The following is a 13,811-nucleotide window of genomic DNA, read 5'->3' on the forward strand; positions in this document are numbered from 1 at the left end:
CGGTGCGGTCCGTGGTGGGCCGGGCAGGGAACCCCCTGCGCGGGAACGGCAGGACGTGTGTGAGGCGGTAGGACGTGCACGGGAACGAGGACAGCGCCGCGGCACAGGATGCGGCCGCGCGCCTCGACCGGGCGCTGGACTGCGTCACGCACGGCGTCGGGGCCCACCTGGGCGCCCTGTACCTGAAGGTTCCGGAACGGTCTGTGCTGCAGATGACGACGGTCACCGGGGTGCCCACCAGGCTGGCCCGGCCGTGGTCCCGGGTGGCGATGGCGGCGCCCGTGCCGGTGGCCGAGGCGGCCCGCTCGGGCGCCCCCGTGTGGATCCCCGACCAGCAGGAGCTGGCCCGCCGCTTTCCCCGCACGGCGCTCGCCTTCCCGTACTCGGTGGCCATGTACGTCGTCCCGCTGATGACGGACGGCGTCTGCTGGGGCGCCATGCTGCTGCTGTGGCCCGGCACCCGTTCCGCGCAGCTGTCGGCAGCCGAGGTGACGCGGACCGGCGAGGCCGCCGGCCGGATGGCCGGCATGCTGAGAGACGCCGCCGCCCAGGGCCACCCGGTGTCCGCGAGGGACGTGCCGTTCGCCGTGGAGCCCGCGCTAGCCCGCGACGAGGATCCAGCGGTGGCCCTCACGGAGCGTTTCGACGAGGGCTTCGTCGCACTCGACCTGCGCGGCCGGATGACCTTCGTCAACACCGCGGCCGCCCGGCTGCTCGACCGTGACCGGGCCGAGCTGCTGGGCTCCCAGCCCTGGGAGGTGCTGCCCTGGCTGGGCGACCCGGCCCACGAGAACGCCTACCTCGCCGCGCTCTTCAGCCGCCTGCCCAGCGGCTTCGCCTCGCGGCGTCCGGACGGCGCCTGGCTGTCGTTCCTGCTCTACCCCGACGCCTCCGGTGTCAGCGTGCGCATCAGGCCCGCCGAGTCGCCCGAAAGGGAGCAGCAGCCGGCCGACGACAGCCTGCCCGCCGCGCCCGCCCGCGCGGGCACCCTCTTCCACCTGCTGCACCTGGCCTCCGCGCTCACCGAGGCGGCGGGCATGCGCGAGGTGACCGAGTCGCTGATCGAGCAGATGATGCCGGTCCTCGACGCCCAGGGGCTGGCCCTGATGGTCGCCGAAGAGGGCCGGCAGCGGGTGGTGGGCTCCCGCGGCTTCCCCCCGGGGATGGTGGACTACTTCCAGGGCATGCCGATGGCCGACAGGAGCGAGGCCGTACGGGTCATGGAGACCGGCGTCGCCGGCTTCCACCCCACCAACGCCGAGCTGGTACGCGCCTACCCCCAGCACCAGCACTACCGGGACGTGGCGGCCTCCGCGTTCCTGCCGCTGACGGTCTCCAGCGGCACCTTCGGCTGCTGGGTGCTGGCATACGACAGACCGCGGACATTCACCCCGGACGAGCGCGCGGAACTCACCTCGCTGGCCGGGATGATCGCTCAGGCGCTGGAGCGCGCCCGGCTCTACGACGCCAATGCCCGGGTGGCGCGGGGCCTGCAGGACGGGCTGCTGCCGGGCCGCCTGCCCCAAGTGACGGGCCTGCGGGTCACCGCGCGGTACCGTCCCGCCACGCACGCCCTGGAGGTGGGGGGCGACTTCTACGACCTCATCGACTTCGGCGGGTGCCGGGCCGGTGCGGTGATCGGCGACGTCCAGGGGCACAGTGTCCAGGCGGCCGCCCTGATGGGGCAGATCCGCACCGCCGTGCACACCCACGCGCGGGTGGGCGCGCCGCCCGAGGAGATTCTCGCCCGTACCAACCGGCTGCTCATGGAGCTGAGCGGCAGCATGTTCTGCAGCTGCCTGTACGCCCACATCGACGTGCCCCGGCAGCGGGTCCTGCTGGCGTCCGCCGGCCATCCACCGCCGATCCTCCGGCACGCCGACCACCGGACCGAGGTGCTCGACCTGCCGTCCGGACTGCTCCTCGGGGTCGAGGAGAACGCCCGCTTCCAGACGGTCGAGGTGCCGCTGCCGCCGGGCGCGATGCTCGCGCTCTACACCGATGGGCTGGTGGAGCGGCCCGGGATGGACCTGGGGCTGTCGATCCAGCGGCTCGCGGAGCAGCTTGCGCGGGCGGGGGACGAGCCGCTGGATGTGCTCGCGGACACGGTGGTCAAGCGGGCCGAGGAGACGGTTGTCGCTCCGAGCAGCGACGATATCGCGTTGCTGCTGGTCGCGCGTGCCCGGTCCGGCGACCCGTGCCGGCCCGCCGACGGTCCCGGGTGACCCCGCGGCGGCCCGCTCCCACCTGCCGGCCGGCGGGGCTTTTCTGCGCGGTTCCCCGCGCCCCTGTTCGGTCTCGCCGAGCCCCTTTGCGGCGTCTTTCCCGGCTTGCGGTTGGTGGGGCTTGTCGCGCAGTTCCCCGCGCCCCTATGGGGCGCCCGGCTGTCAGGCGCGCCCCGGAAGGGGCGCGGGGAACTGCGCGCGCAACCACAACGCGCCCGTAGCAGGCCCCCGGCCTCAGGGGGCAGTTGATCGGGGGCGCGGGGAACTGCGCGAGCAACCACGGTGGGCCCGCGGTGGGTCACCGGCCTTGGGGGGCAGTTGATCGGGGGCGCGGGGAACTGCGCGAGGAACCACGGTGGGCCCGCGGTGGGTCACCGGCCTTGGGGGGCAGTTGATCGGGGGCGCGGGGAACTGCGCGAGAAGGTACGGCGGGCCCGCGGTGGGCCACCGGCCGAATGGGGCAGCTCCTCAGGGGCGCGGGGAACTGCGCGAGGAACCACGACGGGCCCGCGGTGGGTCACCGGCCTTGGGGGGCAGTTGATCGGGCGCGCGGGGAACTGCGCGAAACCCAGCGAGGCGTTGGGCCGAGGGGCAGGGGTGGGGGAGAACGTAGGGTTGGAGGGGCAGGCCCCGTGGGTGCGGGGCGGGGTGAAGGGGCAGCCGGGTGGATGGGGCGAAGGCCAAGAGCACGGAGGCGGGCGCCCAGCCCGGCGCCACGGCCACCGAGGCGGGCACGCAGCCCGGGGCGACGGGCATCGAGGCGGGCGCCCAGCCCGCACCCGCGGGCGCGACCCGCGAGCCGCGCCCCAAACGAATGCCGCGCGCGGTCCGCGAGCGGCAGATGCTCGACGCCGCCGTCCGCATCTTCGGCCAACGCGGCTACCGCGCCGCCTCCATGGACGAGATCGCCGAACTCGCGGGCGTCTCCAAACCCCTCGTCTACCTGTACCTGAACTCCAAGGAGAGCCTGTTCACCGCGTGCATCCGCCGCGAGGCCCAGGCCCTCTCCGCGGCCGTGCGCGACGGCGTCGACCCGGCCCTGCCCGCCGACCGCCGGCTCTGGGAGGGCCTGCGTGCCTTCTTCACGCACACGACCGGGCACCCCGACGGGTGGGCGATCCTGCACCACCACGCCCGCACCCGCGGCGAGCCGTCCGCGGCCGAGGTGGCGGCGCTCCGCGCGGAGATCACCGACTTTGTGACCGAGCTGATCAGGGAAGCGGCCCGGGAGGCGCACGGCGGCCCCGGGCCCGCCGACCGCGAGGCCGAGGGCCTGGCGCAGGCCCTGGTCGGCGCCGCCGAATCGCTGGCCGCCTGGGCGAACACGGACGGCGGAGTCCCGGCGCAGGAGGCCGCGGCCACCCTGATGAACTTCGCCTGGGCCGGCCTCGGCAACCTGATGGCGGGACGTCCCTGGTCCCCTCCCGGGCGGTAGCCCCCGGCGGGAGCCTCGCTCCCCACGGCACCGGCGGCTTCCCCGGTCCTCGGTGGCTTCACGGGTCACGCGGCTTCCCCGGTCACGCCCCCAGCGGGCGCACCTCGCCCGTGACGTGCACCCGCGCCGCGTCCGTGCCGCTGCCGCCGCGCAGCGCGAACGCGGTGTCCCCGGCGGCGTACGTCACCGTCGCGGGTAGCGGGACCGGCGCCCGGAACCGCGCCGCCACCCGCACCGGGCCCCCGGCCCCGTGCTCCGCCAGGCACCGCGCGACGCTCCACATGCCGTGCGCGATGGCCCGCGGGAAGCCGAACAGGCGGGCGGTGAGCGGGTGCAGGTGGATGGGGTTCCGGTCCCCCGAAACCGCCCCGTACCGCCGCCCCAGGTCCCCGCCGAGCCGCCACTCGGCACGCGCGGGGAGGGCGCGGGCGTCGTCGTCGGACGGGACGGACGGCCCGCCGGACCCGTCACCGGGCGCACCCCCCAACGCGCCACCGAACCCGTCACCGGACCCGCGGGACCCGCTGCCGAACCCGTCACCGGACCCGCGGGACCCGCTGCCGAACCCGTCACCGGACCCGCGGGACCCGCTGCCGAACCCGTCACCGGACCCGCGGGACCCGCTGCCGAACCCGTCACCGGACCCGCGGGACCCGCTGCCGAACCCGTCACCGGACCCGCGGGACCCGCTGCCGAACCCGCCGCCGGACCCGCGGGACCCGCTGCCGAACCCGCCGCCGGACCCGCGGGACGCGCGCTCCTGCGCGGTAGGCGAGCCGTCCGCGCCGGCCTGCGCGGTACGCGAGCCGTCCGCGCCGGCCTGCGCGGTACGCGAGCCGTCCGCGCCGGCCTGCGCGGGACCCGGGCCGTCCGCCCGCCCCACGCCACCCGCCCGGCCCGCCGGTGCCGTGGCGTGCCGCGCCAGATACGTGCTGCGGGACTCCCACACCAACTCGCCCCCGGCCCGCACCTCGGTCAGCAGGTGCGCCTCGGTGCCTCGCGGGTGCGGCGTCAGCTCCGCCGCCCGCACGCTCAGCGTGAACTCCTCGTCGGCGCCCAGGTCCCGCACCTGCCGGATGCCGATGGAGGTGTGGACGAGGCCGAGCAGCGGCAGCGGGAACCGCGGGGCCGACATCAGCCGCATCGCCAGCGGGAACCCCAGCACCTGCGGGTACGTCACCGGCAGGCCCGTCCCGCCCGCGGGGAACCCGCACAGCTCCCGGTAGCCGGCCAGCCGCCCGGCCGCCACCCGCACCCCCGGGGCCACCACGGGCTCCCGCGGCAGCTCCTTGTCCGCACCCGGCCGCTTCAGCGGCGACAGCACGGCACCCCGGACGAGATGGGCTACCAGCACGAGCGACTCCTTCGACAGACTTCGACTGACTCGACTGACTCGACTGACTCGACTGACGTCGACCGCCTGGCGGAGAGCGGCGGAGGGCTGCCGAGTGCTACCCGCGTCCCGCCTACGCCCCGAGCAGACTCTGCCCGCACACCCGTACCACCTGCCCGTTGACCGCCCCGGACGCCGGATCCGCGAACCACGCCGTGGTCTCCGCGACGTCCACCGGAAGCCCGCCCTGGCCGAGTGAGTTCATCCGCCGGCCCGCCTCGCGGACGAGGAACGGCACCGCGGCCGTCATCCGCGTCTCGATGAAGCCCGGCGCCACCGCGTTGACGGTCACGCCGTGCTCGTCCAGCGCCGTCCCGGACAGGGCGCGGACCAGGCCGACGATGCCCGCCTTGCTCGCCGCGTAGTTGGTCTGGCCGGCGTTGCCCGCGAGGCCGGCGATGGACGCGGTGCCGACGATCCGCCCGCCGCGCCGCACGGCCCCGGCCGCCAGCAGCGCGTCCGTGGTGCGCAGCACGCTCGCCAGGTTGACGTCGAGCACCGCCGCCCAGCGCTCGGCGGGCATGTTGACCAGCCGGCGGTCGCGGGTGACGCCGGCGTTGTGCACGAGGACGTCCAGGGCGCCGTCCGGGAGCCCGGCGATGATCCGCTCGCCCGCGTCCGGCGCGGTGATGTCCAGTGCCAGCGGCAGCGCGGGCGCGTCGCCGCCGAGGCCGTCCGCGACCCGTTCCAGGTCGTCCGCCGCGGCCGGCACGTCCAGACAGACCACCCGGGCGCCGTCCCGGGCCAGGGTCCGGGCGACCGCCTCGCCGATGCCGCGCGCCGCGCCGGTGACCAGCGCGGTGCGGCCGGCGAGCGGGCGCTCGGGGCGGTAGCCGGCCGGCAGGCCGGGGGCCGTGCCGGCCACCTCGATCAGCTGGCCGCTGACGTACGCGGACTTCGGGGAGAGGAGGAAACGGAGCGTGGAGGCGGCGGGCGCGGCCGGTCCCGCCAGGCGTACCAGCGTCACCGTGCGGCCCTGGCCGATCTCCTTGCCGAGGGAGCGGACGAACCCTTCGAGGGCCTGCTGGACCGCGCTCTGGTGGTGGTCGGCCGGATCGGGCGGGCTGCCCAGCACCACCACGCGCCCGCTCTGAGCGACCGACCGCACCACCGGGTGCAGGGCGGCGTGGACCTCCGCCAGCGCCTCGACGCCGGTGACGCCCCGGGCGTCCAGCACCACGCCCCCGTACCGCTGCGACGCGTCGGGCGCGTGGTGCACCGGCAGGCCGGTGCCGGCCAGCACCGCGGCGAGCGCTTCCCGGCCGCCGCTCTCCGCGGCCGGCTTGCCCGCGGTGAGGTGCAGCAGCGGGCCGTCGAGCGTCCGGTGGCCGACCGCGGAGCGGCGCAGGGCGGCGGGCTGCGGCAGCCCCAGACGGCGGGTCAGGAAGCGGCCGGGTGCCGTGCCCGAGAACGCCAGATAGCGGTCCGCCATTGTCCGGCTCCCCCCTCGGTCGTAACTTGACTTTCGAGTAAGGTTACTCATGAGTCAGGAGCAGGTCGAGATGAGTCCCGAGAGCCCACCGAGGACGGATCCGCAGTCCGCACCGCGCCCCCCGGGGGCCCTCCCACCGCCCGGCACCCGGCGTGTCGCGGTCATCGGCGGCTGCCGGATCCCGTTCGCCCGCTCGGACGGCCCGTACGCCACCGCGTCCAACCAGGAGATGCTGAGCGCCGCCCTGGACGGCCTGGTGGAGCGGTTCGGGCTCGACGGACCGGGGCCGGGAGGAGTGGCGGACCGGGCCGGCGGCGGGAACGCGGACGGGGGAAGGGCCGGAGGCGGCGGAAGAGCCGGGGCCGGCGGCGGGCCCGGAGGCGGGCCCGCCGCCGGCGGCGGGCCCGGAGGCGGTGGGGCGCTGCCGGTGGGGGAGTTCGTCGCCAGTGCCGTGCTCAAGCACAGCCGGAACTTCAACCTCGCCCGGGAGACCGTGCTCGGCTCCCGGCTCGACCCGCGCACCCCCGCGTACGACATCCAGCAGGCCTGCGGCACCGGCCTGCAAGCCGTGATCGCCGCCGCCAACAAGATCATGCTGGGCCAGACCGACTCCGCGATCGCGGGCGGCGCGGACACCGCGAGCGACGTGCCCCTCGGCGTCAACGACGAACTGCGCGGGATCCTGCTCGCGGCGCGCCGCGCGAGGTCGGCCGGCGGCAGGCTCGCCGCGCTGGCCCGGACCAGGCCGAGCCACCTGGTGCCGGACATCCCGCGCAACGCCGAGCCGCGCACCGGGCTGTCCATGGGTGAGCACGCGGCGGTGACGGCCCGCGCGTTCGGCATCACCCGCGAGGCGCAGGACGCACTCGCCGCCGCCAGCCACCAACGGCTCGCCGCCGCGTACGAGCGGGGGCTGCTGCGGGACCTCGTGGTGCCGTTCCGCGGCCTGGAGCGCGACCAGAACCTGCGGCCGGACTCGACCGTGCGGAAACTCGCCGCGCTCAGGCCGGTGTTCGGCACGGACGGTCCCGAGCCGACCATGACGGCCGGGAACTCCACGCCCCTCACCGACGGCGCGGCGGCGGTGCTGCTGGCGAGCGAGGAGTGGGCCGCGGCGCGCGGTTTCGAACCCCTCGCCTACCTGACGGCGTACGAGACCGCGGCCGTCGACTTCGTCGGCGGGGACGTCGCGGGCGGCGAGGACGGATTGCTGATGGCGCCCGCGTACGCGGTGCCGCGGATGCTGGCACGGGTCGGGCTCGGCATCGAGGACTTCGATCTGATCGAGATCCACGAGGCGTTCGCCTCGCAGGTCCTTGCGACGCTGGCGGCGTGGGAGAGGCGGGGGCTCGCCCCGGTGGACCGGACCCGGCTCAACGCCGCCGGGTCCTCGCTGGCGACCGGCCACCCCTTCGCCGCGACCGGCGCGCGCATCGTGGCCACCCTCGCGACGCTCCTCGCGGAGCGCGGCGGCCCCGGACGCGGCCTGATCTCCATCTGCGCGGCGGGCGGCCAGGGGGTGACGGCCATCCTGGAACGCCCCTGAGCCCCGACGTGGGGGTGGCCCCGGTCGGCCAAGGGCGCGGGGAACTGCGCGTCCGGCCACGGCGAAGCGGCACGTCGCCACCGTCCCCAGGGGGCGCCCCGCGGACAGACGGCCGGGCGAGAGCCGCCCTGCCGGGGCTGGCCCGGGCTGACGTCACGTCAGGTCGTGCCGGAGTAGCCGCTCCTGTGGGAGTCGTGTGGGGGAGCAGAGAACCCGTCTGGCCGGGCACCGCACCCAGTGTTTACCCTCCGGGCAGACAAGGAGACGCCCGTGCCACGCCAGCCCCCCACCCCCTTTGACCCCGGCCCGCCCAGAACCCCCTGGTTCCGGGCGGGCGCACCCCCGGCGCACGCCCCCGGCATCCCGTCGGACCCCGACCCGTTGGAGCCCGTCCTGTCCGAGCCCGCCCCGCCGGCCACCGCCCGGCGGCGCCCCGCCCTGTCCGCCGTCTCCCCCGCGGGCCCCGGCCGCCCCGCGGTGCGGCGACCCGCGGAGCCGTCCGCCCGTGCCGACACCCCCACCGGGGACGGCGTCCCCGCCCCCGGGGACGGCGCCCCGGCCCTCACCCCGCACACCCCGGCCGCCGGCTCCGGCAAGGGCGCCGCGCCCCCGCCGCCCCTGGTGCCGCCGACCCTGCGCAGAGTCGGCGGGCAGGTCCGGGAGGCCGTCGTCCCGGCGCTCAAGGAGCCGGTGACGCGCGGTTCGCTCGCCGACATCCCGTTCGACAACGCCCGCGAGGCGCCCAAGGACGTCGTCATCAGCCGCAAGGTGGTCCAGGAGCCCGGGGCGCACGGCGGCGACGGCGCGGCGCAGTCCGCGGGTGCGCGCTGGATCGACGTCACCGCGCGCGACTTCGCGCAGGAGGTCCTGGACGTCGCCAAGGGCCTCGTCGCGGCCGGCCTCGCCCCCGGCGACCGGCTCGCCATCATGGCCCGCACCACCTACGAGTGGACGCTGCTGGACTTCGCCGCCTGGGCCGCGGGCCTGATCACCGTGCCCGTCTACCCGACCTCGTCCGCGTTCCAGATCCGCTGGATCCTGCAGGACTCCGGCGCTGTCGCGATCGCCGTGGAGACCGCCGCGCAGGCCGCCGCGCTCGAACCGGAGCGTGACCGGCTGCCGGACCTGGCACAGGTGTGGACCTTCGAGAAGGCGCCCGGGGACCGGTCCGGCAAGGGCGGCATCCGCCGGCTCGCCGAGCTGGGCCGCACCGCGCACGTCACCGACCAGGAGGTCGCCGCGCGCCGCGCCGCGCTCTCCCCGGAGTCGGTCGCCACCATCGTCTACACCTCCGGCACCACCGGCCGCCCCAAGGGCTGCGTGATCACGCACGGCAACTTCTTCGCCGAGGTCGACAACGCCGTCGAGCTGCTGTACCCCTGCTTCAGGTCGGTCACCAAGGACCCCGCGAGCACCCTGCTCTTCCTGCCGCTCTCCCATGTCCTGGGCCGGATGGTCGCGGTCGCCTGCCTGCGCGCCCGGGTGCGGCTCGGGCACGCCCCGTCCATCCGTACCGAGGACCTCCTCGCGGACCTGGCCGGCTTCCGGCCGACGTTCCTGCCGGCGATCCCGTACGTCCTGGAGAAGGTCTACAACACCGGCCGTGCCACCGCCGAGAAGATCGGCCGGGCCGCCTCCTTCGACCGGGCGGCCGCCGTCGCCCGGCGCTACGGCGAGGCGACCGAGGCCCGGCTGTTCGGCACGGGACCCGGCCCCGGGCCCGCGCTGCGGCTGGCCCGCGCGCTGTACGACCCGCTGGTCTACCGACGCATCCGGGCGGCCCTCGGCGGCCGGGTCCGGTACGCCATCTGCGGCGGCTCGCCGCTCGGCCGCCGGCTCGCCGCGTTCTACGCCGGCGCCGGCATCCGGGTCTTCGAGGGCTACGGCCTCACGGAGTCCACCGCGGCGGCGACGGTCACCCCGCCGCTGCGGCCCCGGCTCGGCAACGTCGGCTGGCCGCTGCCCGGCACGGGGGTGCGGATCGCGGACGACGGCGAGATCCTGCTCCGCGGCGGCCAGGTGTTCTCCGGGTACTGGGACGCCCAGAGCGGTGGGCCTGTCGACATCTCGGTCGACGGGTGGATGCCGACCGGGGACATCGGTGCCCTCGACGAGGAGGGGTACCTCACCATCACCGGCCGCAAGAAGGACATCCTCATCACCACCGGCGGCAAGAGCGTCGCGCCGGCACCGCTGGAGGACTGGCTGCGCGCGCACCCGCTCGTCGGGCAGTGCCTCGTCATCGGGGACGACCGGCCGTACATCACCGCGCTGATCACCCTGGAGGGGGACGGAGTCGCCCACTGGCAGGAGATGCGGGGCAAGGGGAAGCTCTCGCGTGCGGAGCTGGCCGAGGACCCCGAGCTGCGTGCGGCGCTCCAGCGCGCCGTGGACGACGCCAACCGGCTCGTCTCCCGGCCCGAGTCCATCCGGCGCTTCGCGGTCCTGCCGGTGACCTTCACGGAGGAGAACGGGTATCTCACCCCGTCGTTGAAGGTGAAACGGCGCGCCATCGAGCGGGACTTCGCGGCGGAGATCGAGCGCTTGTACGCCAAGTGAGCCCACCCCGCGCCGACGCGGGGCCCCGCCCCGACGAGGGGCCCCCGCCCCGGCGGGGGGCGAGGACGTGCGGCTGTGCCCCGATGGGGGCGCGGGGAACTGCGCGCGCAACCACCCACCGACCGGTGGTCCGAAGACGACAGAATCCGCCCCTTCGGGAGGGTGACGACGCGCTCGTCGCGCCTGTCCGCCGGCAGACGGCACACCCTCGCCCCCCGACGCAGCCCAGCGCAGCGCAAGGCAGGGGCCCCGGCCACGTCGCGGGCGACGAGCGGCCGGGGCCCCTTGGGTACTGCTATCCGTTCCGGATCAGATCCCGAGTGACCTCGGGACCCCCGATCACATCGGGGTGACGTTCTCCGCCTGCGGGCCCTTGGGGCCCTGCGTGACGTCGAAGCTCACGGCCTGGTTCTCCTCGAGGGAGCGGAAGCCGGAGGCGTTGATCGCGGAGTAGTGGACGAAGACGTCGGGGCCGCCGCCTTCCTGGGCAATGAAGCCAAAGCCCTTTTCGGCGTTGAACCACTTCACGGTTCCGGTAGCCATAAGCCCTCCTTGGGCCAAAGGGTTGCCCTGCTCCAGAACCTGCTGTTGTGAGGCAACTGCATAAGTCTGAAAACGACGAAAGCCTGCGGGTCACATGCTCCGCAGGCTCTGTACTGCAAGGGAAACCAAACTGCAACTTGCGTATGAGCCTAGCACGCGCCCCCCTGAAAGCGATAGAGGTAAAGATCACTTCACCCGGATGCCGGAGGGCCGGAGACCGTATTGACAGCGCTGCCCGCGGCGCACTAGGGGCTTCTGATGGATCTCCGTGGCGTCGCCGGGGCCGGGCAGCGGGCGAACCCCCGAACGGCGGGCCGTCCGGATGATCGGAAGGTGGCGGGGCGGTGACGCCGGGGCGTCGCCGGGGACCTGGTGGCGGCCGGGAGACACCGGGGGTCTAGTCTCGCGATGTGGACAATTCTCCCGCGGACTCAGTCACAGGACCGGGCGGCGATCAGCGCCCCGGCCCGCTTCGCGTCAGGCCGCGCGTCGGCCACATCCAGTTCCTGAACTGCCTCCCCCTCTACTGGGGGCTCGCTCGCACCGGGACCCTGCTGGACCTCGAACTCTTCAAGGACACTCCGGAGAAGCTCAGCGAGCAGCTCGTGCGGGGCGATCTCGACATCGCGCCCGTGACCCTGGTGGAGTTCCTCCGCAACGCGGACGACCTGGTCGCCTTCCCTGATCTCGCGGTCGGCTGCGACGGCCCGGTGATGTCCTGCGTGATTGTCTCGCAGGTGCCGCTCGACCGGCTCGACGGCGCCCGGGTCGCGCTCGGCTCCACGTCCCGCACGTCGGTGCGCCTCGCCCAGCTGCTGCTCGCCGAGCGGTACGGGGTGCGGCCCGACTACTTCACGTGCCCGCCCGACCTCGGCCTGATGATGCAGGAGGCGGAGGCCGCCGTGCTGATCGGCGACGCCGCGCTCCGCGCCAACCTGCACGACGGCCCCCGGCTCGGCCTGGACGTGCACGACCTGGGCTCGCTCTGGAAGGAGTGGACAGGACTGCCCTTCGTGTTCGCCGTCTGGGCCAGCCGCCGCGACTACCTGGCGGCCCAGCCGGAGATGGTGCGGCGGGTCCACCGGGCGTTCCTGGACTCCCGCGACGTGTCGCTGGAGGAGGTCGGCAAGGTCGCCGAGCAGGCGGCCCGGTGGGAGGTGTTCGGGGCGGAGGTGCTGGCCCGCTACTTCACCACGCTCGACTTCCGCTTCGGCCCCGACCAGCTGGAGGGTGTCGCGGAGTTCGCCCGGCGGGTCGGGCCCACCACCGGCTTCCCCGCGGACGTCCGGGTGGAACTCCTGCGGCCCTAGCAGCCGCCGGCGATTTACGCATCCTGTTTTTCACGGGGCCGCTCCGCGTTCCGGGGCGGCCCCGGGTGAATTCCGGGTGACCTGCCCGTCGGTTTCATGACCATTACGGGTCCGGGCAGGTGAACGCGACGGGAATAGGGCCGCCGGCCGGTCCCGAATTCCGTGCGGCGACCGTTCCTGGGGGGCGCTCCGATTCCGTATTCCGCGCCCGCGCCGCGGTGCGTGCGTGCCGTGTCGCGGTGCGCGCGGCACCCCGGGTGCGGCGGGTGTGCCGGGGGCCCCGGGTGCGCCGGATGCGGCCGGTATACCGGACGTCCCGGGTGCGCCGGACGTCCCGGGTGCGGCAGATGGGGCGGGTGCGGCGGATGGGGCGGCCGTCCCGGGTGCCGGTGCGGGCGCGCCGGGCGCGCCGGGCGGGGCCTTCGGCCCGCCGGATCCGTCGTACGCGGAGGCCGTGCCGGACGCTGTTCCCCATGCCCCCGGCGCCACGGGTCCCGGACGCGACGGTGCGGTTACGCCGGGCCCGCAGGGCCCCGTCCCGCCCGCCCCCGGGGGCGCAGCTCCGCCCGGCTCCCGCGCGACCGTCCCGCTCGGCCACCACCGCGACGCCGTACCGCCGGATCGCCGTGGGCCCCGGCCCGCCGGCCACGGCGAGGCTCCACCGTCCGGCCGCCGCGAGGACCCGCGACCCGGCCGCCACCAGGACCCACCGCCCAGCCGCGACGGAACCCCACCGCCCGGCCGCGGGCGGGGGACCGGCGAGCACGGTGGTGCGGTCGCGGACGGCCGCCGGGGCGGGGCCGGGGAGCCGGACGGGGCCAGGCTGTCGGTCAGCGTCGCCGCGGACACCGCCCCCGGTGTGCACGGCCGCGGCCGCCGGCTGAGCTGCACCGTCGCCCTCGCCGTCGCGGGCGGGCTCGCCGTGCTGACGGTGGGCTCCGTCTTCGTCTTCGACCTGCTGCCGGGCGGCGGCTCCGGGGACGGCTCGGGCGGCGGCGGGGTCGCCGGGAAGCCTCCCGCCTCCAGCCGGCCCCCGGCCGGCCACGACGTGCCCGCCCGGTTCCTCGGCACCTGGCGGGGCGAGGCCAGTGCCCACGGCCTCCCCGACGGCACGTTCGAACTCGTCGTCCGGCAGGCCGGGCGGGGCGCCGAGTTCGCGACCCTCACGCAGAGAGACCTCCTGGGCGGCACCTGCAAGGACGTCCTGACGCTGAAGAAGGCGGCCGGGGACGAACTGGTGGCCACCGGAAAGGGCGCCGAGGGCAACCCCTCGCACTGCTCACAGACCGCGCACACCGTCCGTCTGCGCCCCGTCGGCGACGACCTGGAGTACACCTCGGACGACCCGGGGGGGGGCGACCCCCGGGG

At 75.6% G+C, this 13,811-nt stretch carries 7 protein-coding genes and 1 pseudogene; 5 read left to right on the plus strand and 3 right to left on the minus strand.

All coding sequences use genetic code 11. The features are described from left to right. The first annotated feature begins 74 nt into the window (after positions 1 to 74). Both ACSMXW_RS21155 and ACSMXW_RS21160 read left to right on the plus strand, forming a co-directional pair. Complete coding sequence (locus ACSMXW_RS21155) at positions 75 to 2,225, plus strand: SpoIIE family protein phosphatase (RefSeq protein ID WP_485798351.1); 2,151 nt, start codon at positions 75 to 77, stop codon at positions 2,223 to 2,225. 814 nt (positions 2,226 to 3,039) lie between these two features. Further along, a complete protein-coding gene (locus ACSMXW_RS21160) occupies positions 3,040 to 3,660 on the plus strand; it encodes a TetR/AcrR family transcriptional regulator (protein WP_485808188.1) in 621 nt (206 codons plus the stop codon). Between the two features lie 82 nt (positions 3,661 to 3,742). On the opposite strand, the pseudogene ACSMXW_RS21165 reads toward ACSMXW_RS21160, so the two are convergent. Both ACSMXW_RS21165 and ACSMXW_RS21170 read right to left on the minus strand, forming a co-directional pair. Further along, positions 3,743 to 4,081: pseudogene (locus ACSMXW_RS21165) on the minus strand (MaoC/PaaZ C-terminal domain-containing protein); the annotation flags it as partial. Between the two features lie 1,045 nt (positions 4,082 to 5,126). Continuing rightward, positions 5,127 to 6,485, minus strand: a complete 1,359-nt coding sequence (locus ACSMXW_RS21170; protein ID WP_485798352.1) for a 3-oxoacyl-ACP reductase — start codon at positions 6,483 to 6,485, stop codon at positions 5,127 to 5,129. 70 nt (positions 6,486 to 6,555) lie between these two features. Here ACSMXW_RS21170 and ACSMXW_RS21175 point away from each other — a divergent pair, with 70 nt between their 5' ends. Together ACSMXW_RS21175 and ACSMXW_RS21180 are read left to right on the plus strand one after the other, a co-directional pair. Beyond that, a complete protein-coding gene (locus tag ACSMXW_RS21175) occupies positions 6,556 to 8,031 on the plus strand; it encodes an acetyl-CoA C-acetyltransferase (RefSeq protein ID WP_485808189.1) in 1,476 nt (491 codons plus the stop codon). 621 nt (positions 8,032 to 8,652) lie between these two features. Further along, positions 8,653 to 10,590, plus strand: coding sequence for an AMP-dependent synthetase/ligase (locus ACSMXW_RS21180; RefSeq protein WP_485808190.1), 1,938 nt, complete (start codon positions 8,653 to 8,655; stop codon positions 10,588 to 10,590). Positions 10,591 to 10,929: 339 nt separating this feature from the next. On the opposite strand, the gene ACSMXW_RS21185 is transcribed toward ACSMXW_RS21180, so the two are convergent. Further along, the gene (locus ACSMXW_RS21185; protein WP_067282429.1) at positions 10,930 to 11,133 is read right to left on the minus strand and encodes a cold-shock protein; all 204 of its coding nucleotides are present in this window, start codon (positions 11,131 to 11,133) and stop codon (positions 10,930 to 10,932) included. 497 nt (positions 11,134 to 11,630) lie between these two features. Between ACSMXW_RS21185 and ACSMXW_RS21190 the strand changes: the two genes are divergently transcribed. Next, positions 11,631 to 12,443, plus strand: coding sequence for a menaquinone biosynthetic enzyme MqnA/MqnD family protein (locus ACSMXW_RS21190; RefSeq protein WP_485808192.1), 813 nt, complete (start codon positions 11,631 to 11,633; stop codon positions 12,441 to 12,443). Positions 12,444 to 13,811: the final 1,368 nt, after the last annotated feature.

The organism is Streptomyces sp. DSM 116793, from assembly GCF_057320905.1.

Excerpts from the sequence above, each read along its gene's own strand:
- ACSMXW_RS21185 (WP_067282429.1), bottom strand. The coding sequence starts at position 11,133 with ATGGCTACCGGAACCGTGAAGTGGTTCAACGCCGAAAAGGGCTTTGGC.
- ACSMXW_RS21160 (WP_485808188.1), top strand. The coding sequence starts at position 3,040 with ATGCCGCGCGCGGTCCGCGAGCGGCAGATGCTCGACGCCGCCGTCCGC.
- ACSMXW_RS21175 (WP_485808189.1), top strand. The coding sequence starts at position 6,556 with ATGAGTCCCGAGAGCCCACCGAGGACGGATCCGCAGTCCGCACCGCGC.
- ACSMXW_RS21170 (WP_485798352.1), bottom strand. The coding sequence starts at position 6,485 with ATGGCGGACCGCTATCTGGCGTTCTCGGGCACGGCACCCGGCCGCTTC.